Origin of the sequence: Shewanella phaeophyticola (genome assembly GCF_025398315.1) — a bacterium.
Taxonomy (GTDB): domain Bacteria; phylum Pseudomonadota; class Gammaproteobacteria; order Enterobacterales; family Shewanellaceae; genus Shewanella; species Shewanella phaeophyticola.
Genome location: NZ_JAODOQ010000001.1, coordinates 1,190,780 through 1,214,767 on the forward strand (window position 1 = coordinate 1,190,780; position 23,988 = coordinate 1,214,767).

Consider the following 23,988-nt stretch of genomic DNA (forward strand, 5'->3'; position numbering starts at 1 on the left):
ATGAAAAGCGTATTAATTCAATGTTGTAACTTTACGTTCTAAAACATCAATGCTTTGACGTACACGTCATTATTGAGCATTGGTCGTGCTACTGATTGTAAAGCCTTCGACCTTCACGCATGACTTGAATCAACTCTGGCGCGCTCATCTTCTTGTTTAAGCGTTTTTTATACTCTAAATCGTAAATTCGGTACTTACCAAAACGGTCAAGCACTGTTATTTCTGACTTTTGATAAATCGCAAAACGGCTACTGTCACCAATATACACCCAGGTTTCGCTGTTGGGCTCTAGCAAGCTACGCCCTGAGCTGTAATCAGTACTTGGGTTGGTGCAACCTAATACCTGGCTGAGCAAAGTGGGGGCAATACCGTAATGACTTGTGCGGTAATTAATTTTATTTCCATGTCCGTCTGGCCAATGAATAATCAGCGGCACTTTAACATTACCAGGCGATAAATCGTTACGGGCATCGCTGGTGTTACTGGTAAAGACTTGACCATACGTGCCGGTAATCAAGACGATAGTGTCATCACTGATGTTATCAAGCAAAATGGCAAGCTGCTGGTCGATAAAATTAAGCGACTGACGATATTGATTAAACAATACTTTTTGTGCCGGTTTTAGCGTCATTTGGGGCTTAATGGTTTGCACACCTAAAAAGCCTATTGGCGTGTCATAATCTTCTGGGGCAGTTAAGTTAACCAGCGCAAACCAAGGCTGTGTTTGGCCCGCTTGCCAAGCATTTACGGCATTGATGGTATTGATATCAGCATCTGCACTGCCATTATACCCAGCACTGGTGTGAATTTGCATGCCTTTAAACATGGCAACATTGTTGATGTCGTCATAAATTTTCGGGGCAAAAAACGCTTGTTGATAGCCTTGTTTACTGAGCTCGCTGGTTAATATTGGCGCTGTGCTGGTAAATTCTTTGCGATCGCTATAATTGCCTTGTAATCCGTACATTAAGGTAAACATGCTGGTGTCAAAATCAGTGCCGCCGCTAAAATGGTTACTAAAGCGCTGATTTTGATTACGGTATTGGGTTAAGTAAGGCATGGTGACACTGTCAACCATGTCTGTACGCAGGCTGTCTATGGTGATGAATAAAATGTTGGGTTGGCTATCAGAGTTGCATTGCAGTGGATTGATTGGATAGCTTAATTTACGTGATGTTGTCGAGCGAGCATCTGCTGATTGCATGCTGCTGTCAATGCCGTGATTTTCCATAAACGAGCGTGCTGTCGCAGGGTAAGACACAGGATAAGCGTCATCGAAACGGGTGACTTCGGTCATGTTGGTGGCGTCTGCCCAAATATGAAATAAGTGACTGCTGACGAAACAGACGCCAACAAATATCACCACGCGATTGCCCCATTGTTTTTTCTGAATCTTGTCGATGCGTTTCCACAAAAAGTTAGCCACTGTCAGTTCTACAAGCACGATGACGATAGGGGTAACAATGTATGAGGTGCTGTGCAGCAATGCGTTGAGGTCTTGCCAGGCTAAATCGAACGCAAAAGGGCTTAAATGAATACCGTAGTCGTCATAGATTATGGTGTCATACAGTAGAGTGTAGAGTCCGAGAGATGCAATTAAGGCGGCAAAGCCACGTAAAATTTTAGAGTAGGGTAGCAGTAAAGTAATCGGGAAAATAAATATTAAGTAACCAATAAAGGCTAAAAAAGTAAAATGCCCTATGGTGCTGATGCTCAGGTAGTACCCAGCCGATAACGGTTTCTGGGTAGCCCACACTGCCAATATATCGAGCGCCAATTAGCATCGCCAATATGCCATTAAAAAAGGCAAACCAGTGACCCCAATTAACTAAGCGTGACACTTTGTCACGCGTCATTTGCTGCTTTTTGCGCTCGATCATGTTTACTGGTATTCCTACGTTATTATCACAGACTAATTCAGTGTAACTGATTGTTAGCGTAGTGATAAATTTTATTTAGTTGATTACTTAATCGACTGTGTTAACGCTTTGGCAAATTGCTCTGCAACTTGCTGGCGCGACTCATTTGGGACTTTTTTGTCGAGTAAATGAGTTACACAGTTACCTAATACCATTAGGCTTAAATCGGTAGGAGCTTGGTGCTTAGCCAGTACAGCAAGCATCTCGCTGATCAGTGCTTCAACTTGGGTGTTAGTGTATTTAGATTGAATTGCCATAGTCAGAAAACTTCAATAAAGAATGAATTAGCTGCATATAATAACGGATTTAGCGCTTTATCGCCTCAAGTTTTATTCGTGCTATGTGAGGAATATAGCAAACCCTTGTTCGATTTATACGGCGGGTCTGATATCATTCTTTTTAAAATTATCTTCAGCGACAGAATAGGTTAACAAGGCTTATGGCGATTAGTATTGAGCAAGCAATTATTCACGAAATCTCTCAAGATGGTCAGGGGCAAATGCGCTGTCGTTTACGTCCACAACCGTTATTGAATACCAATGCTGTTGAAACCATGCTAGAAGAGTTACACCAGACTTATTCGGGTAAAGCGGGTAAAGGTTTTGGTTTTTTTGGTACTCACGGGGATGATGGCGAGGCCAATGATGAATTTGCGAATGCGTTAACCACTTATCGCAGTGGCGATTTAGGTTTTGTGGAGTTTAGTGGCCAAGCTAGCCAGTTATTACAACAAGAGTTAGCTAAATATGACTTTAGCCAGGGTGGCTTTTTGTTGATGTCATGCTACACAAGTATGACGAGCGACTATTTGTTTGTGGCATTATTAAGTGCTAAGTCATCGATGACAGTATTAGATGATATGGAGCTGTCGCAAAACAATCATTTAGATTTAAGTAATATTCAACTTGCCGCACGTATTGATTTAACTGAGTGGCAAGCGGACAAGAGTTCACGCAAGTATATTTCGTTTATTCGCGGCCGCGCCGGTCGTAAAGTGGCCGATTTCTTTTTAGATTTTATGGGGTGCGTTGAAGGCGTTAATACTAAAGCGCAAAACAAAACGTTAATTCATGCGGTTGAAGATTTTGTTGCTGGCAGTGAACTGACTAAAGATGAGCGTCAAGAGTGTCGTAATAAAGTGTTTGAGTATTGCTCTGAGCGCGCAGATTCTGGTGAAGTGATTGAGGTTAAAGATTTAGCCGATGAGTTAGCAGACTCTGGCATGGATTCTTTTTATGACTTTGCCTGCGGCGGCAGTTATGAGTTAGATGAAGAGTTTCCTGCAGATAAAGCCAGTTTACGCAGTTTAAAGAAATTTTCGGGTACTGGTGGCGGTGTGACCTTAAGTTTTGACGGTGGTCATTTAGGTGAGCGCGTTATATACGATCCGGTGTCTGATACCATTTTAATTAAAGGTGTGCCGGCAAATTTAAAAGATCAATTAGATCGACGTTTAAAAGGCGAGTAATAATCGATTAACGGTTAATGTTATCGCCAAACTAGCGTCCTGTAAGGGCGCTTTTTTATATTGAATATTCGTTTTTTTACGCCAACGGGTACGATTATTCATTACAGATCAGTTTTTGCTTTTCATTACGCTTTAGTTGAGTAAACTAGCGCCAAATTTTGCACATTTTATGTTGTTAAGTTGAGTTGACTTAACACACTTTGGGGGAGCGATGATCACAGCATACGCCTATCAAAATAGACAACTTGTGACCACTGAATTAAAAGTGGGTGACAATGTGCCAGAATCGACTTTGTGGTTAGATTTATTAAAACCGGATGATAAAGAGCGAGACTGGTTGAGTTCGTTTTCTGCCGAAGAAGTGCCCGACGAAGAAGATATTAAAGAGATCGAGGCATCGACTCGTTTTTATCAAAACCAAGATGGTTTACACATTAACTCATTATTCCCGCAACGTGTGAGCTCAGATGTACGTGCCGTAAACGTATCATTTAACTTACGTAAAGCATTTTTACTGACCATACGCGAAGAAGATGTTGGCTTGATTAGACTATTGCGTAACTATTTACGTTTAGGCCGTTTAGACATCACCACGCCGCAAGGATTGTTGTTAGAGTTATTTAATCTAAAAGTAGATTACTTATCTGACTTAATTGAAGACGTGTATAGCGTGTTAGAAAATGTCGGCGAGCAAGTCTTTAATGACGAAGAGCTCGATGATGTGTTTAAGCTTATTACACTGCAAGAAGATTCTAACGGTAAAATTCGTTTAAGTTTGCTCGATACCCAACGCTCGTTACGATACATGCAACGTTATTATCGTGAAAGTTTGTCGGATGAAAATTTAAAAGACATTCGTGAGATGCTGTCAGACATTGAATCTTTAATGCCTCACAGCCAATTTATTTTTGATAAGTTACAGTTTTTACTCGATGCGGCGATGGGCTTTAGTGGTTTACAACAAAACAAGATTATTAAGATCTTTTCAGTATCTGCGGTGGTATTTTTACCGCCGACCCTAATTGCCAGTAGCTATGGGATGAACTTTCATATTATGCCAGAGCTTGATTGGCGATTTGGGTATCCTATGGCGGTAGGGCTCATGTTAGCCAGTGCTGCCGGAACTTACTTTTTCTTTAAACGTAAAGGTTGGTTGTAATACCAATTCCACTAATTATCTGGTCATTCAGCGGTAATTCTGTGCCTTCTAGGCAAGTAATAGGATTGTAGGCATAGTTGCTCTCGGCAACTGCTCCTGCGTTGCTCTACCTCCTGCATCCATGCAGTCGTACGTCAAAATCCTATTAAGCAGCATAGAAGGCACAGAAACCCGCCTTGCAGGAGGCGCTCAGACTGTCCATTTCTTTGTTGCATTGCCTTAGAAGGGAATAACCATTATTTCAACAATGCGCCTCAAACTGAACAGTCTGAGCGACTCTGATTGGTCACATAATTAATGGAAATGGTATAAAGCCTCTTTTACCGTTCAGGTTTAGCAAAAAGCCAGCTATTTAAATAGCTGGCTTTTTGTTATTACTTTTGTTCAACATCAACCCGGTTAATTAGCGCCTATACCGAAGCTGATTTTATCTCTTGGACTAAGATAAGCATGAATCTTTTTAGGTAATGCCGCAGCGGGTAAGCTACGAACTATGCTCATATTATGATTTTGTAAGCTGACAATGGGCGCTTGGTCTTTAGGCACGAGTTGATCGTAAACAATCACGTTAGGGTAGAGTAATTGCTGTAAATTGACAGACATGACCATAGCAAATTGACCACTCGACAATTCGATAATGCTCCCAGGTGGGTAAATACCTAACATTTTAATCAGCTTACTTACGTATTCGTTATTGAGTTTGTTATTGTAATTTTTGTATAGCATTCCCAGAGCGACACTCGGTGGCTTGGCTTTAACTTGGTTGGTGCCATTACACAATATGTCGTACTCGTTCACTACTGCAATTAATTGCGACATTTTGTCAAGTTTGTCAGCCTTAAGCCCTTGTGGGAATCCACTGCCATCTAAAAATTCGTGATGATTGGCGATCAACGGCTTCGCTTCTTCAGGAAAGCTGTCGGCTAATTTTAGGAAGTTAATACTCATCAATGGGTGTTGTTTGATAAAGTTTTCTTCTGGCACAGATAATGGCACACGTTTATTGAGGATCGTGCTCGGCACTTTGAGTTTGCCTATGTCATGAAATAAGGCTCCAATACCAATGGTTTCAACTTCTTCGCGGCTCCAACCAAGTTCCTTAGCCATTAGCATGCAAAGCATCGCGACATTCAGTGAATGATGATAAATATGCTCTTCATTTTTCGCATCGCTCATTAAATGTAGCGCAAGATTATCGGTATTGAGCAGCATATTAGTGAGATTGCTGATGAGATCTTTTGCTTCTGTCACGGCATTGAGTGGCCGGCTACTGACTTTAGATACCATAGAGCGCATCATGGCGACTGAGCGGTCAAATTGTTGTTCGGTTTTCTTTAGGTCACGTTTGAGTTTTTGTTGCTCGTTTATTTTTGCTGACTTGTCGCTGAGCATTTGCTCTTTAAGGGCATTAAGATCTTCTTCGTTGTGAGCTTGTTGTGATTTATCTGAGGTAACGGGCTCTATATCGCTTTTTTCAGGGTCAATAAATACGTCTTTGAGGCCTAATCCTTTGATTAGCTCAATTTGAGCGGTATTTTTTATTTTAAAGCTGCTGAACAAAAATGGATGATCTTTCCAAGAGATAGGCAGACGAATAAAGGTACCGACTTCAAGTTGTTCGACAGTGACTTTTTGGTTTTTTTTCATATTTTAATGGATTGTTACCCTACAGAACAACAAACGATGTGCGGCTTTAGCCTTTACAGATGCTTTGCTGGCATGGCAGCATAATACTACAAACTCACATGGAACAGTTATCTTAACGATGGATTTTATTGAAGTATATCCCAATGCAATAAGCGATGATTTATGTGACCGCTTAATTGCTGCATTTAATGCACACCCAAATGTGTACCTGGCCAAACCGGTTTTGGCGTTGATAATGATAAAAAACGCAGCCGAGATTTAATGTTAGATGCTTTTGCTGATTTAGCGGATTTAAAAAATGAGCTTTTGGCTGCGACGTTCACACACATGACGGATTATTTTACTCAATATTCATTGGCATTAATGGGTGCGGTGTCAGTTCAAGTTACTGATGAGCAAGGAAAACCACAAACCTTAACTCCTGATAACTTTGCAGCTTTGGGTAAACCGCGCGCGTCAACGTTAACTAAATATTTGTACCGCAGTGGTACGATAAATGTTCAGCATTACCAACAAGGAGTAGGCGGTTATCCGCATTGGCACTCTGAGCAGTTCCCACAAAATGGCCATAACGAAGCTTTACACCGCGTGGTGTTGTATATGTTTTACCTTAACGATGTGCCAGAGGGCGGTGAAACTGAATTTTACTACCAACAACGTAAAATCAGTCCTAAGAAAGGCACTTTGGTGATTGCACCTGCAGGATTTACTCATAGTCATCGTGGTAATGTGCCATTGAGCAACGATAAATATATCGCGACTTCCTGGGCGATGTTTAATCGTGCCGAGCAGTTATACGCGCCACTGAGCTAACTTTGGTGTTGGGTGACAGCCGGAAGCTCGATTACAAATGCAGCCCCTCCGAGTACGCTGGTGTTTATTGTCATGGTGCCACCGTAACTACTGATAAGCTCGTGACAAACCGCGAGCCCGATCCCTTGTCCTGGTGATTGAGTGTCGGCGCGTATGCCGCGTTGAATGATTTTTTGTTTGATGTTGTCTGCTATTCCTGAGCCGTCGTCTTCTACACTAATTTGGATTAGAGTGTTATCGAGCCGTTGCACTTTGACGCTGACCTGACTGATACAAAAGCGAAATGCATTTTCGAGTAGATTTCCAAATAGCTCCATGACATCGCCTTTACTGAGCGGTAACTCAATATCGTCTGCAATGTTAATCAGTATGTTGATGCGTTTGTGTTGATAAATTTTATCGAGCATTTGAGCCAGCGACTTTACAATCTCTAACGGCTGAGTTTGCAACAAGTGCAGCCCTTGTTGGCCTAACATGGCGCGTTTGAGCTGATATTTAACTAGGTGATTCATGTCATTAATTTGCTCAAGAATTTTTTGGTTTTGTTGTTGCTTGTTCAAACTTGGGTCATCAATGATTGCGATGCTCGCCGCGAGTCGGGTTTTAAGGCTGTGGGCAAGATCGTTCATTGCATTTTGATAACGGGTTTGCCGCGCATCTGATTGGTTGAGTAATTGGTTTAGCGCTGTAGTTATACCTTGTAATTCAACAGGGTAATCTTGAGATAGACTGTTTTTTTGCCCTCGTTGTAATAAGGTTAACTCTTGTTTTAATTGCGTTAGCGGTCGCATGCCCCAGTAAGCCGCACTGATAAGCAAAAGCAATGCAATCAACAACACAATTGCCAACCTAAAATAAGTCAGTCGATTAAATTGGCTCAGTTCAGTTTTAAGGGCGCTGGCGTCTTGTAAAATAAGCAAGTGGTATATGTCGGTTTCCACGTCAATACTTAATAAATAAGCCAAATAGCTTTGGCTGCCAAAGTTGAGATAAAACGGCGGTAAGTCATCCTTAATCGATTGGTATTGTTCACATATTTTGGTCAAATTAAGGCTTATTGCGTAGTCTGAGCGCCAGAGGCTGTCGTAATCATCATTGCAGGTTGCCATGATGTATTGCGTGTCTACATCATCACCTTCTCGAGCTTGGGTGATGGGAATTAAATTATTTTCTCGAAATTCTGCGGCAATGATGGGGAGTTTAGCGATTAATGAGCTGGTGGTTTGATTGTAACGGTTTTGTGCATGCAACAAGTTAATTAACCATGCGAGACCAAAGCCTACCAAGGTAATGATGCACAAGGAGGTGACAAACATCCGAGTGAGTAAACGTTTTTGAGGTCGTAAAGTTAGTCGCATGGGTGGTTAAATTTATATCCTTGGCCGCGAATAGTGGTGATGGGATCATTCATTCCGCCGTGACTGAGTTTTTTACGTAGACGGCTAATCATGACTTCTATGGTGTTAGGGTCACCTTCTTTGTCGGCATAAATCACATCGAGCAAACGTTGCTTGGCGACGACTTCATGACAGTGGCGCATAAGGTATTCTAAAATCTGATATTCAAATGCGGTTATGTCTAATGGCGTATGTTGCAGACTGACTTGTTTGGCTGCTAAATCGACTTGCAATGACTCGCTGGTGATTACTGAGCGAACAAATCCGCCACTGCGACGCACGATGGCATCGAGCCTTGCGATAAGCTCTTCTTTTTGAAATGGCTTAACAAGGTAATCATCTGCACCTGCGTTGAGGCCTCAACTTTATCTTGCCAGGTTAACCTTGCAGTTAAAATCAATAGTGGTGTTTTCACTTCGGCCTGGCGTAATGATTTGATTAAGCTAATGCCGTCTAGGTCGGGTAAACCAATATCGATTATGGCTACATCGATTGGGTAATTTGTGGCTTGATAAAAGCCTTCTTTTGCGGTTGTGGCCACTTGTACCTGATTGCCAGCCTCGGTGAGTTGCACCTGTAAATGATGTGACAGTATGGGGTCGTCTTCAATAACAAGTATACGCATGGATTATCCTTATCTAAGCACAAGCACTAGGTTTTAACTTATCTCTGTTTACGGTCAAATACTAACCGTAATTATGTTGCATAGGCTAGGGTTTGTTGATCTTTCAAGGTTGTTTTTGCAGCGAATTGTTGGCCATTACTCACATTTACAACTGCGCGGCAGAGACTTTGAAGTGTAGTTATTCTACATAAAAAGTCGATAACGCAGTAAAAATGGCCAACAAACGCTGCCCAAAGGGTTCGGCTAAAACGTTTTACTTTTTGTTGAATGGATTTTGCTTAGATGACTAGGCATCAATCCATTCGCCTCGATTAAAACGTTTTTAACTCGAACAAAATTCAACCAGCAAAGATCAACAGACCCTAGTGTTTGTTTATCTGTGAGCTATTTCTCGATAGGGTGGGTGATGATGATTGAATACATCATCACCCTAGCTTTGGATGACGGGTTACAATAAATATCCAGCAGTATTATTGGTTTGCCCTAGGTTAACTTGCTGGGCGTAAGTTAGAATAGTGCAATTAACGGATGATTTAAGGATTACGATGAAACTAACCGGGTTTATATTAGCAGGCGTTTTAAGCTTGTTTTCAACAGTCGCGATAAGCGAAACATTCACCTTTACCGCTATTCCTGATGAAGATGAGAGCCAATTGCGCACCCGTTTTAATAAAGTTGCGGTGTACTTATCTGAGCAATTGGACGTAGAGGTTAAGTATGTGCCTGTTAAGTCTTATTCTGCCGCGGTTACGGCGTTTCGTAATAATCAGGTGCAACTCGCGTGGTTTGGTGGTTTATCTGGCGTACAAGCGCGTCGTTTAGTGCCGGGATCTGAGGCTATTGCCCAAGGTTTTGAAGATCAATTTTTCAAAAGCTACATTATTGCGCATCATTCAACTGAATTAGTGGCCAGTGATCGTTTTCCGGTATTGAACGATTATACCTTTACGTTCGGTTCAAAAGACTCAACATCTGGGCGTTTAATGCCGCAGTATTTTATTGAGAATAATTTAGGAAAGCCGGTTGAGGAAACCTTTAAACGTATTGGTTTTTCTGGTGATCACAGCCGTACAATTAGTCAAGTGGAAGCGGGTGTCTATCAAGTGGGCGCGGTAAATTATAAAGTGTGGGATACTGCGGTCGAAAAAGGTGAAGTCGACACCACAAAAGTGAGCGTGATTTGGCAAAGCCCGACTTATCCTGATTATCAATGGACTGTGCACTCTGGTGTCGACACTGTTTATGGTGCAGGTTTTAAAGATAAGTTAACTCATGCGTTGCTCAATATGAAAGACCGAAACTTACTCGATAGCTTTCCTCGCGAATCATTTGTGCCAGCGAGTAACAGTGATTACGAACCTATTGAGCGTGTAGCTAAAGCCATTGGAATGTTAGATTAATGCTTGCCGTTGTTGATACAGACTTAGGCTATGGGCAACACATTGTGTTGCCCAAGGTGAATATCACGCTTAATGAACGAGAGCATGTTGCGATTTTAGGCCGTCTGGGGTGGGAAAGACCACCTTGTTGCATCATCTATATCAACAACTGGCAAAGCAAAGCTGCTTGTGTTCTCAAGCGCAAGGGTTAGTCGACAATCTGTCTATTTTTCATAATGTATTTATGGGCAGCTTAGCCCGACATTCCTCCTGGTATAATATTGCTAATTTACTGTCGCCATTTTCAAAACCGCAACAACAAGTCGGGGCGATTTGCCAACAGCTTGAATTGAACATGCCCTTGCAGCAAAAAGTCAGTGAATTGTCTGGCGGACAACGTCAGCGTGTGGCTTTGGCTCGAGCCTTGTTTCAACAACAGCCGATATTTATGGGTGATGAACCGTTTTCGGCACTCGACCCGGTAATGGGTGTCAGGTTACTTAATATTGTTAAACAAGCACATCCAAATGTGATTTGTGTACTGCACGATGCCGAGTTGGCGTTAACACATTTTGATCGAATTATTGTGATAAGTGCAGGTAAAGTGGCTTTAGATGCGCAAGCTCAACAGTTATCTCTTGAACATTTATCACAGCATTATGTTGTCGCAGATGAATAAACTCACCCTGTTGAATCGATATCGTTAAGCCGCTATGCATTCTATTTCTTCTCGTGGTTTTCTTTCTTATCTTGGCCATTGGCAAAAGCTCACTTTAGGGTTGTTTGCGCTAGTGTTGCTGTGCTGGTTTGTCGCAGATACCGAGGTTATCGCTCTTGAACCGTGGGCAGAGCTTAGTCGTATGTTTAATGGCTTTATGCATCCCGACTTTGCGGCAACTGAATATTTGCTTGATGCCTTATGGCAAACAATCAGTTTTGCCTTATTGGGTATTGGTCTAGGGTTGTTGTTAGGTGTGCCGCTTGCTCTGGTGTATCAACATTCTTGGGTCGCGGCTATGTGTGCTTTTATTCGGGCGATTCATGAAATATTTTGGGCGCTGATTTTTTTACAAATTTTTGGGTTATCTCCGCTTACCGGTATTTTAGCGATTGGGCTGCCATATGCAGCAACGTTTGCTCGCGTGTTTGCCGATATTTTACAACAAGCGCCTGTTCACACAATATTTTGTTTACCACATGGCACCAGCAAGTTGTCGGCGCTCTTGTATGGACGTTGGATGCATGTTTATCCACAAATTGTCGCGTATATTCGTTATCGATTTGAGTGTGCGCTACGAAGCAGTGCCGTACTTGGATTTATTGGTATGCCAACGTTAGGTTTTTATTTAGAGTCTGCGTTTCGCCAAGGCCATTATCAACAAGGCGGCGCATTACTAATATTATTTATTGCGCTTATTGGCACCATTCGATTTTGGGCTAAACCTATTATGTTATGGGTTTACTTACCTTTAGCTGTGTATTTTTTACCTCCTTTACCGCTATTTCAAGAGCAGCTTGTTTGGCGTTTTATCTCTGTTGATATCTTGCCGCCAATGTTGCAAGGGCTGCCTTTGTCAGCGTGGTTTAACGCTGGTGTGTTCATGAGTGTGTGGGAATGGGGGGATCAGCTCGTTAGAAACCAAGTGATTCCGGGGATTATCGCCACGTTAGTATTAGCTTGCTGCGCGTTGGGGTTAACCCATATGTTGACGTTAATACTATTGCCGTTAAACACGCGATTATTGATGCCCAATTGGGTCACGATATTGATGCGAGCGGTGAATTTAATTTTGCGTTCTTTGCCTGAGTACCTACTTGCATTCGTATTTATGTTATTACTTGGTCCTTCAATGCTGCCAGCGATAATTGCGCTGGCATTGCATAATAGTGGTTTAATGGTGTTTTTAATGGCGAGGCAGTCTGATGAGGTCACCGTGCCATTAACGTATCGCCCACGAATAGGTGATTATTGCTATACCGTATTGCCAACGATTTATCCTTATTTTATGGCACTGTTGTTTTATCGCTTTGAGGTTATTATTCGTGAGACAGCTATTTTAGGTATGTTAGGTGTGATGACATTAGGGTTTTATGTGGACAGTAATTTTGCTGAAATTCGTTTCAGTGGTGCACTCTTGTTATTACTCTTTACAGCAGGACTCAATGTGTTAGTTGATTATTTGACTCGCAAGTTAATTCAAATTCCTCGTAACCGTTTACAGGCGTGTTAGTGTATTTTACGGCTACATGTTGCTGATAATATTACTGGCAATGGTGACGGCGACAGTAATAAAAATGACCCCAACGAATAAATCAATGATGCTATTTGCTGCTAATAGCTTTTGTTGAATACGTGGTTTAGATAACACTAATGCTAATAGCCCAAACCAGATAAAAGATAAGCCAAATAATAATACTGCTGCAGCTGTTTTTGTACTGTTACCGACTTGCGGAGTAATGAATACAGTGAATAATGTAATAAAAAATATTAATGCTTTGGGGTTAAGCAGGTTGGTGTATAACCCTATTTTAAATCCTTTAAAAGAAGATATTTTCACTACATTGTCACTCGGCAAAGTCACTACCTGATCGGGTTGACGCTTTAACTTTATGGCTTTAATTGCTGACATTAGCGCGCCATACCCCATCCAAGCCAAATAACCGCTACCAATAAGTTGAACCAAAACATAAGCCACAGGTGATTGTTGGATCATCACGCTGATCCCCATTAGCGATAACAGGGTGTGCACGAGTATGGCAACGGCAATGCCTAGTGCACAATACACTGCGGTAATTCGTGTCTGTTGAGTGGCCATTTTGACGACAATGGCAAAATCTGGCCTGGGCTCATTAAGGCAACGATATGAATAACCGCTAAGCTGGCTAATAAAGTGATGTCCATATTCATTCTGCTCTGATATTGATTATATTTTATGGGGTAAGCTAATGATAATGACATAGTTATACAAAAAAAGATAACAAAAAAGCGCTACATTAGCGCTTTTTTATATTTGAACTTTTTCAGCCAGTTATTTGCTGTTTAGTACTTGATCTTCAAAGCTTTGGGCTGCTTTACCCGCTTGTGAGTTATTAAAGGTATCTTGGTTAAATTCACCTTCAGATTTAGCAATAATCACAGTACCTACAGCGTCGCCTGTTACGTTAACTGCTGTGCGGATCATATCGAGCATTCTGTCTACACCAATAATTAATGCAATGCCTTCAACCGGTAAACCTACTTGATTAAGTACCATGGCCAGCATAATTAACCCAACACCAGGTACACCCGCCGTGCCAATTGAGGCCAGAGTCGCGGTCACAACCACTGTTGCATAATCCATAATGCTTAATTCAATGCCAAACACTTGGGCAATAAATACCGTCGCAACACCTTGCATAATGGCGGTGCCATCCATGTTAAGCGTGGCACCAAGCGGCAATGTAAATGAGGCAATTTTGTTGTCTACACCCATACGGTGCTCACAGGTTTCAATGGTCACAGGTAACGTCGCATTAGAGCTTGCCGTACTAAAAGCGAATAGTTGTACGTCGCGAATTTTACGTAAGAACATTAATGGACTCAGGCCTGAGAACAGTTTTAATAGTGTTGGGTATACCACTAAACCTTGAATTAATAACACGGCAACGACTAGGAAGAAGTATTTAACCACACTGCCAAAGGTTTCAAGACCAAGGTTAAACTCAACTTTGCCATTAATGCGAACACACCATAAGGTGCAAGCTGCATGATAAGTGTGACGACTCGCATGATCACTTCGTTTAGATCATTAAAAAATGATGCGACTCGGGTGCCGCGTTCACCAATGTGCGAGATAGCGAAACCAAAAATAACTGCAAATAGAATGATCTGCAGCATATTGCCTTCACTCATGGCTTGCATCGGGTTAGTCGGTACGATATTAATAAGGACTTCTGACAGGCTCGGTGCATCTTTGACTGAATATTCAAGTGCATTGCCAGCAAGACTTGCATTGCCTGGATGAATGATCACAGCAGCTAAAATGGCGACGGTAAGCGCAATCGCGGTGGTAAAAAGATAGAAAGAAATGGTTTTACCTCCGAGGCGGCTCCAGTTTTGATGGATCACTGAGAGAACTTGTACCACAGACAAGTGAGATAAATACCAATGGCACAACGAGCATTTTTAAGCTGGAAATAAAGATGGTACCGATGACATGTAAGAATCCATCTGTGATGTATTCTTGGATAAATTGGCTGTCTGGGAGCATGTTTCTTAACATAAGGCCAAAAATAATGCCTAATCCCATACCAATTAAAATTTTGCTCGTGAGTCCGAGCTTGCGTTGTTTACTCACGGAGTAGTCCTTCTCATCATATTATTTTAAATTTTGTTGAATGGGCTAAAGACTAGCAGGAATCAATCTTTTAGGAAATGGCAGAAAGTGAAAGTTTTAGCTGATAAATAACACAGAAAACAATAGAGTTATGCTAAAGTTACAAGATATTTGCGTATTGTTAATCTATAAGTAACTATAATAACCATTTAGTTTAAACTTAATGCAACAGGGAGCCTGACAATGAGGTCAGCATATAAAGTATATTTTGCACTTTTATGTTCGTTTTTTCTCTTCGCTTGTGGCGGTGGAGGTAGTATTACAGATGATGACTCGGGAGATAGTACCGATACAACGACAACAATAACCTTAACTATCGACAACAATCAAATCTCAGTTGCCGAGCCTGCAATTCTTACCGCTACCGTTTTAGATTCCGATGGTGATGCGGTTAACACTTTAGTCACCTTTGCCCTTAATGACGATTCTTACGGTACATTCACGCCAAGTACCGGTGAGGTAGTAACGAATGCTAATGGTGTTGCAACTATTCAGTTGGATACCGCCGAGGTTAATACTGGGGCTACAGTTACAGCAACTACCTCTGATGGCGATTCTGCAACAGTATACGTGACCATGGCCGGTGATGGCGGTGCTGCTGACGGTGGTGCTCAAGTGTCATTGGTGTTAACTGATGCTTCGGGTAATAGCATTGATTCAATCAGCACTTTATCCCCTGGTAAGTTAACTGCGACAGTGTCTGGTATTAGTAAAACCTCGATTGTGACGTTTGCTAGTTCAATTGGTGATTTACCAGTGACCACCGCGGTGACAGACTCGTCTGGGAAAGCGACTGTTGATATATACGCGGGTAGTTCCCTCGGCGCTGGTGAAGCCACTGCAACCTTATCAACCAATGAAACAGGCTCAACCATCGTTGTCGTGGGTGCGACAAACGTGGTTATGGGCAGCGGCGATCCTTTTGAAGAAGGTGTGGCATCGATTAGTACAACCGATTTATCTGCAGGTGGTACAACGACGATTTCTGTATTGATTCAAGATGATGAAGGCAATCCTTACACAGAACCTGTGGATGTTAACTTTTCATCAACCTGTGCAAATAAAAGCCCAGCTCAAGCGGTGATAAGCTCTCCCGTTTCCTCTAGCAATGGTGTCGCAACAACGACTTACCGTGCAGAAGGTTGTGTGGGTGAAGACCAAATTAATGTCACAGCCAGTGCTGGTGGCATTAGTTTATCTGCAGTGGGTACGCTGAATGTACTGCAATCAGATGTGGGCAGTATTGTGTTTGTATCAGCCACGCCTGAAAATATCAGTATTTTGGGTACTGGTGGTACTGAATCATCCGTTGTTCAATTTAAAGTATTAGATAAGAACAACAATGTGGTTGCTAACCAAAATGTGTTGTTTTCTTTAAATACTAGCGTGGGTGGTGTGGCTATTGATCCTATCGAAGCGACAACAGATAGCGATGGTTTAGTCCAGACTGTGGTAAATACAGGTACTGTCTCCACATCTTTGCGTGTGACTGCCACTGTTGATAATGATGCCGTACCAGCGATTTCGAGCCAATCAAGTCAACTTATTGTATCAACAGGTATTCCTGATCAAGACAGCTTTTCTGTTTCAGCAGAAATACTCAATCCTGAAGGCTGGGATGTTGACGGTACCGAAGTAACGGTTACTGCACGTATGGCAGATGCCTTTAACAACCCTGTCCCTGATGGAACGACAGTGTCTTTTACCACTGAAGGTGGGTCTATTGAAGATGCCTGTCAAACGCTTGATGGTGCTTGTTCTGTTACTTGGACCAGTCAATTACCAAGACCAGAAGGCCAGACCATTTTAAATGCCGCTGGGCAAATGACCCGTAATCCTGATGCAACCTTAGGTTATGACTCGGCTTTGGATCTTTACGGCAACATTTACGGCCAAAAGTACGGTGGTCGTGCAACGATTACAGCGACTGCTATTGGTGAAGAGTCATTCCCTGACTTAAATGGTAATGGCCGTTTTGATGCCTCTGAAGCAACAGAGTTTACCTCTGGTACGGATGTAACCGGTCAATCGTTTGATTTAAATGATGCGTATAATGATTATAACGAGGATGGTTTCTTTAACCCTCAGCAAACCGGTGGTCAGACAGGCGGTTCATTAGAAGAGTTAGTTGATTTCAACTCTAACGGTGTGTTTGACGTCAAAGACGGTAAGTACAACGGTGTGCTGTGTTCAGACCCTGTACATAGCGCTTGTGCTGATGGTGTAAATGAATCTAAATCATTGTTCGTTCGTCGTAGTGTTACCTTAGTGATGTCAGGCAGTACAGCGTTTGCAACTGCTCCAGCCGATATTATCGTTGTGGATAGTACGGGAACTCATTCGGGTGAAAGCAGCATGACGATTGTGGGTAAAGGTTCTGCAACAGCAACATTTACCATTTCTGATTTACACAATCAGCAAATGCCTGCCGGTTCAATCGTTAGGTTTACCACTTCAGCTGGCTCAGTGGTGAGCACCAGTGAATACACATGGCCGAGCTCTAATTACAATGGTGGACGCCAATTTACGGCGACGATTAAAGGTGAAGATGAAGCTAACACTGGGGTATTTATTGTTGAAGTTGAATCGCCTAATGGCCTGGCAACTCAGGTGGTATCAATTGGTGTCACAATCCTCTAATTGAGCTGGTGATAAAAGAAAGGCGCATTATTGACTTTATACTCCAAAGGGCGCCTTTTTGTTTTTAGATTAGATTCACCATAAATAAAAAAGCCAGTGATGAAAGTCACTGGCATTTTTGTTGACATTTTAAGCGTTATTTTTGGAATTGATATACGCTACCAAGCTTTAAAATTTGTGTTAACTCATCTAATGCGGTGCGTGATTCGATAATCAATTGTGGGTCTGCCAGATCGTTTACCGTGAGTTGGTCGCGATAATGTTTATCCACCCAGGTGTTTAAGCGAGTAAATAGGGCGTTATTCATCAAGGTGTTTTGATTCACCGCTTCCACTTCTTGCTCGTTCATTGCTACGCGTAAACGTAAACAAGCTGGACCACCACCATTTTGCATGCTTTGTTTTACGTCGTAATAGCGCACTTGCTTTATGGGTGTGCCTAGTGTGACGAGTTCATTTAAGTAAGCAAATACCGCAGGGTTTTCTTGACAATTAGTTGGGGCGATAATGGCCATTTCACCAGACGGTAAAGTAATAATCTGTGTATTAAACAAGTAACTACGAACAGCATCATCAATTGATACTTGGTCTGTTGACACTTTAACAAAATGCATGTCAGAGCTCATTTTACGACGAATTTCATCAAATTTTGCGTCGGTATTTAAAAAGGCTTGTTCATGGTAAAACAGCACATTTTGGTTACCGACAGAAATTACATCATTATGAAATACCCCTTGGTCAATAACACCAGGGTTTTGCTGCATAAACACACAACTTTCATCGTCAAGCTGATGTAAACGTGCTACTGCTTGTGAGGCTTCTAACGTTTGACGTGCCGGATACTTTGTAGGTTTAACAGCACTTGGGTTCGTGGCTTGTTGACCATAAACAAATAACTCAACCCCAGCGTGTCCATATTCGCTGCACAATCGCGTATGGTTTGCAGCACCTTCATCGCCAAAGCTTGTGTGTTCAGGGAGATGTTGATGATGCCTAAAGTGGCGATCGTTATTAAATGTGGCTTGTAAAATTTTGCCTGTGGTGACGGGTTCGATACTGCGGTGCAACTTATCGACTAAATTGGCCGGAGTAAAATGTACTTTTCCGTCACGGGTGTCGGCACTGGGTGACACCGTGGCTGCATTTGCGATCCACATACTTGATGCGCTGCAACAAGCATTAAGCAATGCAGGAGCTTGTTGAGCAGCTTTTTGTAAAACTTCAGTATCTGACCCTGAAAAACCAATTCGACGTAACGTGTATAGATCAGGGCGCTCCTGAGGGGCTAATACGCCTTGCACCATACCTAAATCTGCTAATGACTTGGCTTTTTGCAAACCTTGTTTAGCTGCTGCTTTAGGGTTTGAGGTGAGCGCTGCATTGTTTAACGAGGCGACATTACCAAACGATAGTCCAGCATAGTTATGGGTTGATCCAACCAAGCCATCAAAGTTTGCTTCAAAATGCTTCATTCGTGATCCTTGAGAAATTTTGTGAATAATTATTATTGTAGTTACACTTTTTTGTGTTACTTATAAAAAAGGAAACGTGATTACTCATGTCAGTTAACGCTAATTTAACGTCAGTATACTGAAGCTATAAGGGTTAACAAGGTGTGCTAAATTCACATAAACACGCTTAAATGACTAAAAATGCACTGAAGATGCTCCGAAGTATCATTAAGTGAAAAATTACGTTTAAAAAACGCATATTATTTTTTACATTTTTTATTATTGTTTAAAAAATGACTTAACAACCTATATAAAAGAGGGATTAACTTGAAACTATTGTCTCAACCCTCTATATATGGAACCAATTTTCTATATTCTGAGACTTTTTGGCGCAAATAAAACTATGGGTAAATCGCTAGTTATTGTCGAATCGCCGGCCAAAGCCAAGACAATTAATAAATATCTTGGTAAAGATTTCATCGTGAAGTCGAGTGTAGGTCACATCCGTGACTTACCGACTTCGTCTACTTCTGACGGTACAACCGCGACTAAAACCGCTGCTGAAGTCAGAAAAATGTCACCTGAAGAAAAAGCTAAATACAAGCTAATCAGAGACAAACAAGCACTTGTGGCGCGTATGGGCGTCAACCCAGATAAAGGTTGGGCTGCCAAGTACCAAATTTTACCTGGCAAAGAGAAAGTCGTTAAAGAACTCAAAACCTTAGCTGAGTCAGCCGACCAAATCTATCTCGCAACGGATTTGGACCGTGAAGGGGAAGCCATTGCCTGGCATTTACAGGAAATCATTGGTGGCGACGCTTCGCGGTATCAACGTGTGGTATTTAACGAAATTACCAAAACAGCCATCCAAGATGCCTTCAGCAAACCGTCGGTACTTGATACCAACATGGTTAATGCTCAACAAGCGCGCCGCTTTTTAGACCGCGTCGTTGGCTTTATGGTGTCACCATTATTATGGAAAAAGGTGACTCGTGGATTATCTGCCGGTCGTGTGCAATCGGTTGCTGTACGCTTAGTGGTTGAGCGTGAAAGTGAAATTAAGGCGTTTGTTCCTGAAGAGTTTTGGGATATTCATGCCGATTTAAATACCACTAAAGCGCAAAGTTTAAAAATGCAGGTGATGAAATATCAATCAGCTGCGTTTGAACCCATTAATGAAGCACAGGCTCAAGTTGCAGTTGATGCGCTTCGTAATGAAACGTTTGTGATTTCAGCTCGCGAAGATAAAGCAACGTCGAGCAAACCTTCAGCCCCCTTTATTACCTCTACACTGCAACAAGCAGCGAGTACCCGTCTGAGTTTTGGTGTGAAAAAAACCATGATGATGGCGCAGCGTTTGTATGAGGCTGGGCATATTACCTATATGCGTACTGACTCTACAAACTTAAGCCAAGAAGCGGTCGAAAATGTCCGTGAAATGATTGGCTCTGAGTTTGGTGCTAAGTATTTGCCTGCCGATCCTATTCGTTATGGCAGCAAAGAAGGTGCGCAAGAGGCGCACGAAGCGATTAGACCGTCAAACGTTGCGGTGCATTCTGCATCACTGACCGATATGGAACGTGACGCTCAGCGCCTATATGAGCTGATTTGGCGTCAGTTTGTTGCTTGTCAAATGACACCAGCACAATACGATGCGACGCGATTAACGGTTACCGCAGGTGATTATGAGTTAAAAGCCAGTGGCCGTACGTTACGTTTTGATGGTTGGACTCGTGTGCAGCCACCAATGGGTAAGAAAAACGATGATGATAACACCTTGCCAGTGGTTGAAAAGGGCGACAAGCTAACACTTGATAAGTTACTGCCAAAGCAGCACTTTACCAAGCCGCCAGCACGTTACAGCGAAGCCTCATTAGTTAAAGAGCTTGAAAAACGTGGCATTGGTCGTCCATCAACTTATGCAACAATTATTTCGACCATTCAAGACCGTGGCTATGTGAAAGTGGATAACCGTCGCTTCTTCGCCGAGAAAATGGGTGAGATTGTCAGTGAACGTTTAGTTGACAGCTTTAAAGATTTAATGAGCTACGACTTTACCGCCAGCATGGAGCAAACATTAGATGATGTTGCTCAAGGTAAGTTGGATTGGAAAAAAGTACTCGACGGTTTTTACGGTGACTTTACCAAACAACTGTTGTTGGCTGAGTTAGACCCAAGTGAAGGCGGTATGCGCCCGAATGAGATGGTACTAACAGAAGACATTAAATGCCCAACATGTGGTCGTCCAATGGGGATCCGCACCGGTTCTACAGGGGTATTCTTAGGCTGTTCAGGTTATGCATTGCCGCCTAAAGAGCGTTGTAAAACCACGCTTAACTTAACCCCAGGTGAAGAAGCAGTTAGCGATAACGAAGATGGTGAAACAGAAGCATTACGCGCTAAACATCGTTGTGGCAAATGTGGTACAGCAATGGACAGTTACCTCATTGATGAGTCTCGTAAATTGCATGTGTGTGGTAATAACCCATCATGTGACGGTTACGAAGTCGAAGCTGGCCAGTTTAAGATTAAAGGCTATGAAGGCTCTATCATTGAGTGCGATCGTTGCGGCAATGATATGGAACTTAAAAATGGCCGTTTTGGTAAGTATTTTGGTTGCACGAATAGCGAGTGTAAAAACACCCGCAAACTGTTGAAAAACGGTGAAGCTGCGCCTCCAAAAGAAGATCCTATTTACCTGCCAGAATTAAAATGTACTAAATCAGATGCCCATTTTGTGTTAAGAGATGGTGCAGCAGGTATATTTTTAGCGGCAAGTACTTTCCCCAAATCACGCGAAACACGTGCGCCATTAGTGGAAGAGCTGGTTAAGTATCGCGAACTGTTATGGCCTAAGTACGCTTACCTTGCAGATGCACCTGTTGAAGATGATGACGGTAACAAAGCCGCTGTTAAATTCAGCCGTAAAACTAAAGAGCAATATGTTGCGACAGAAGTTGATGGCAAAGCGACAGGCTGGTCTTCTAAGTTTGTTAATGGCAAATGGGTGAGTGAAACGACCAAGAAAAAAGCCAAGAAGTAATTTTTACTTCAATCAAAATAGCGTTACCTGCGGGTAGCGCTTTTTTATGCCTGCTATTTAATACCATTTCCATTAATTATGTGACCAATCAGAGTCGCTCAGACTGTTCAGTTTGAGGCGCATTGTTGAAATAATGGTTATTCCCTTCTAAGGCAATGCAACAAAGAAATGGACTGTCTGAGCGTCTCCTGCAAGGCGGGTTTCTGTACCTTCTATGCTGCTTAATAGTATTTTGACGTAGAGCAACTATGCCTACAATCCTATTACTTGCCTAGAAGGTACAGAATTCCCGCTGAATGACCAGATAATTAGTGGAATTGGTATAATCAATTAACTAACAACGAATAATTGGAATATGGCGCCAATCAGTGGTGTACTGTGGCGTTAAAAAATCGCGATGCATTGCCCATTTCTGTTGTGTTCCTTGCGCACCTAAAAATAAGGTGTTGCTGCCATAGCGGTGATTGATGTTATCGAGTACCTGCATCAATTGTGGTTTGGCTTTGCTGACATTGAATAAGTCGAGTTGTTGATGTTGACTGTTGACTAAATCAAGTAAGCCGACGCCCACTTTGTAATAATGAACACCGGGACGGTATAGCTGTTGGATTACTGTTGATGCGGCATGGGTCATTTCAGCGCTACAGTGCGTGGCACAGGTAAAGTTAACATTCACTTTAAAACTTTGCGGGTAGCTATCGTGAGGAGAGTTATGCGCGAATAACATCATTACCTTGCATAATGATTGCTGTTTTCTGGCTTTGGCTGCCGCGATAGAGATATGCATACATAAGGCTTGGTGTAAGCTGTCGATATCGGTAATGCGCTCGCCGACGCTGCGGGTTGAAAATATTTGCTGTTTGTCGGCCTTTGCTTCATCCCATTGTTTACATACTATGCCATTAAGCTCACGAATGGTACGCTCTATTTCAATGCTAAATTGTTTGCGCATTATCGACGGTGAGGTGTTTGCTAGCTCCCAGGCTGTATGAATATTCATTAGATCTAACTTGGCCGCTGTTTTACGGCCAATTCCCCACACATCGCTTACAGATTGCGAGGCTAGTGTTGCTTGGCGCACGACGTCATTATCGATAACGCAAACCCCACCCGATGAGGCTGATAATTTAGCGGCTTTGTTGGCGATTTTTGCGAGGGTTAATGTTGGCTCTATGCCCACACACACCGGCAGCCGAGTATATTGCCAAACCGTTTGCCTAATTAGTCTTGCATGAGTGGCCAAGCAGGGAATAGCTTGTTGGCAATGTTGAAAAGATAAAAAGGACTCATCAATACTATAAATATGTTGCTCTGGGGCAAAGCGGCCAATCACTTGCATCATTTTGGCGGATAGGTCAGCGTACAACTCATAATTGCTGGATAGCACGACCACTTGATGCTGGCGACAAAGATTGGCAATTTGAAAATAAGGCGTAAATTTGGGTATTCCTAACTCAATTGCGAGGCGATTTGCGGCTACAACGCAACCATCATTGTTAGACAATACAATCACCGGACGATGACGCCATTCAGGCCTAAATACCTGTTCTGCACTGCAATAGTATGAGGTTGCATCGACTAGCGCGAACATAAGTTAATAGCCTCATCATGGCACCGTATAGAGTAAATGACGCTGCCTTCGATACTAAAATCATCATATTGATTAATCACAACATCGGGGTAAGCATCGTTTGAGGAGAGCAATAATCGCCGCTTAAGGTCGATCATTTTACACACGAATTCGCCATTAAGATTGGCGACAATCACTTGGCCATTTTTAACAGAGCAACTGCGGTCAACAATCACTAAGTCACCATCAAAAATACCAACCCCTATCATCGAATCGCCCTGAACCTTGCCAATAAACGTTGCACTTGGGTGCGTAATCAGTAGCTCATCTAGGCTTAATGGTCGCTGTTGATACTCTGCTGCAGGCGACTCAAAACCGCTAATGCCGCCAGCTATGTATATCGGGATCACTTTCATATCTGCACCAAGCCATCACATAATTGCATTGTGTAAATAAACTGAACTGTACAAATAAATAGTACTGTTTAAATATACAGTATTCT

The 23,988-nt window shown here is 42.3% G+C and carries 14 protein-coding genes and 5 pseudogenes; 8 read left to right on the plus strand and 11 right to left on the minus strand.

What is annotated here, in order from left to right; genetic code table 11:
* Positions 1-88: 88 nt before the first annotated feature.
* Positions 89-1,880: pseudogene (locus N4T56_RS05575) on the minus strand (DUF3413 domain-containing protein).
* Between the two features lie 83 nt (positions 1,881-1,963).
* Positions 1,964-2,176: a YejL family protein gene (locus tag N4T56_RS05580; RefSeq protein WP_188920485.1), complete on the minus strand. Its 213-nt coding sequence runs from the start codon at positions 2,174-2,176 to the stop codon at positions 1,964-1,966.
* 182 nt (positions 2,177-2,358) lie between these two features.
* On the opposite strand from N4T56_RS05580, the gene yejK reads away from it, so the two are divergent.
* Together yejK and corA are read left to right on the plus strand one after the other, a co-directional pair.
* Positions 2,359-3,387 (plus strand): nucleoid-associated protein YejK, encoded by a 1,029-nt coding sequence (gene yejK, locus N4T56_RS05585; protein ID WP_261732518.1) that lies wholly within the window; start codon positions 2,359-2,361, stop codon positions 3,385-3,387.
* Between the two features lie 211 nt (positions 3,388-3,598).
* The gene (gene corA / locus N4T56_RS05590) at positions 3,599-4,546 is read left to right on the plus strand and encodes a magnesium/cobalt transporter CorA (RefSeq protein ID WP_261732519.1); all 948 of its coding nucleotides are present in this window, start codon (positions 3,599-3,601) and stop codon (positions 4,544-4,546) included.
* A 399-nt stretch (positions 4,547-4,945) separates the two neighbouring features.
* Here corA and N4T56_RS05595 read toward each other — a convergent pair whose 3' ends face one another.
* On the minus strand, positions 4,946-6,193 hold the full coding sequence (locus N4T56_RS05595) for an HD-GYP domain-containing protein (protein WP_261732520.1): 1,248 nt from the start codon (positions 6,191-6,193) through the stop codon (positions 4,946-4,948).
* Between the two features lie 118 nt (positions 6,194-6,311).
* Here N4T56_RS05595 and N4T56_RS05600 point away from each other — a divergent pair.
* A pseudogene (locus tag N4T56_RS05600) lies at positions 6,312-7,006 on the plus strand (2OG-Fe(II) oxygenase).
* Here N4T56_RS05600 and N4T56_RS05605 read toward each other — a convergent pair.
* Positions 7,003-8,364 (minus strand): ATP-binding protein, encoded by a 1,362-nt coding sequence (locus N4T56_RS05605; protein ID WP_261732521.1) that lies wholly within the window; start codon positions 8,362-8,364, stop codon positions 7,003-7,005. The pseudogene N4T56_RS05600 and the gene N4T56_RS05605 sit on opposite strands and share 4 nt — an antisense overlap.
* A pseudogene (locus N4T56_RS05610) lies at positions 8,355-9,028 on the minus strand (response regulator). Before N4T56_RS05610 ends, N4T56_RS05605 begins: the two are co-directional and overlap by 10 nt.
* A 545-nt stretch (positions 9,029-9,573) precedes the next feature.
* On the opposite strand from N4T56_RS05610, the gene N4T56_RS05620 reads away from it, so the two are divergent.
* The 3 genes from N4T56_RS05620 (at position 9,574) to N4T56_RS05630 (ending at position 12,638) form a co-directional block, all read left to right on the plus strand.
* A complete protein-coding gene (locus N4T56_RS05620; RefSeq protein ID WP_261732522.1) occupies positions 9,574-10,428 on the plus strand; it encodes a putative selenate ABC transporter substrate-binding protein in 855 nt (284 codons plus the stop codon).
* A 109-nt stretch (positions 10,429-10,537) separates the two neighbouring features.
* Complete coding sequence (locus tag N4T56_RS05625; protein ID WP_261732523.1) at positions 10,538-11,086, plus strand: ATP-binding cassette domain-containing protein; 549 nt, start codon at positions 10,538-10,540, stop codon at positions 11,084-11,086.
* A gap of 34 nt (positions 11,087-11,120) precedes the next feature.
* On the plus strand, positions 11,121-12,638 hold the full coding sequence (locus N4T56_RS05630) for a PhnE/PtxC family ABC transporter permease (protein WP_261732524.1): 1,518 nt from the start codon (positions 11,121-11,123) through the stop codon (positions 12,636-12,638).
* A 12-nt stretch (positions 12,639-12,650) separates the two neighbouring features.
* Here the strand turns inward: N4T56_RS05630 and N4T56_RS05635 are convergent.
* From N4T56_RS05635 to N4T56_RS22695, 3 genes and pseudogenes are all read right to left on the minus strand, one after another.
* A pseudogene (locus N4T56_RS05635) lies at positions 12,651-13,309 on the minus strand (LysE family translocator).
* A gap of 127 nt (positions 13,310-13,436) precedes the next feature.
* A pseudogene (locus tag N4T56_RS05640) lies at positions 13,437-14,533 on the minus strand (dicarboxylate/amino acid:cation symporter).
* Entirely contained in the window at positions 14,481-14,744 is a 264-nt protein-coding gene (locus tag N4T56_RS22695; RefSeq protein WP_390904017.1) for a cation:dicarboxylate symporter family transporter, read from the minus strand. The pseudogene N4T56_RS05640 and the gene N4T56_RS22695 overlap by 53 nt, the downstream one beginning before the upstream one ends.
* Before the next feature lie 222 nt (positions 14,745-14,966).
* On the opposite strand from N4T56_RS22695, the gene N4T56_RS05645 reads away from it, so the two are divergent.
* Positions 14,967-17,423, plus strand: coding sequence for a hypothetical protein (locus N4T56_RS05645; protein ID WP_261732525.1), 2,457 nt, complete (start codon positions 14,967-14,969; stop codon positions 17,421-17,423).
* 136 nt (positions 17,424-17,559) lie between these two features.
* On the opposite strand, the gene astB is transcribed toward N4T56_RS05645, so the two are convergent.
* Positions 17,560-18,894, minus strand: coding sequence for an N-succinylarginine dihydrolase (gene astB / locus N4T56_RS05650; RefSeq protein WP_261732526.1), 1,335 nt, complete (start codon positions 18,892-18,894; stop codon positions 17,560-17,562).
* Positions 18,895-19,276: 382 nt separating this feature from the next.
* Between astB and topA the strand changes: the two genes are divergently transcribed.
* Positions 19,277-21,916 (plus strand): type I DNA topoisomerase, encoded by a 2,640-nt coding sequence (gene topA / locus N4T56_RS05655; RefSeq protein WP_261732527.1) that lies wholly within the window; start codon positions 19,277-19,279, stop codon positions 21,914-21,916.
* Positions 21,917-22,250: 334 nt separating this feature from the next.
* On the opposite strand, the gene N4T56_RS05660 is transcribed toward topA, so the two are convergent.
* Both N4T56_RS05660 and N4T56_RS05665 read right to left on the minus strand, forming a co-directional pair.
* On the minus strand, positions 22,251-23,507 hold the full coding sequence (locus tag N4T56_RS05660; protein WP_261732528.1) for a Y-family DNA polymerase: 1,257 nt from the start codon (positions 23,505-23,507) through the stop codon (positions 22,251-22,253).
* Positions 23,495-23,902 carry a LexA family protein gene (locus tag N4T56_RS05665; RefSeq protein ID WP_261732529.1) on the minus strand — a complete coding sequence of 136 codons (408 nt, stop codon included), beginning with the start codon at positions 23,900-23,902 and terminating at the stop codon, positions 23,495-23,497. The genes N4T56_RS05660 and N4T56_RS05665 overlap by 13 nt, the downstream gene beginning before the upstream one ends.
* Positions 23,903-23,988 lie beyond the last annotated feature (86 nt).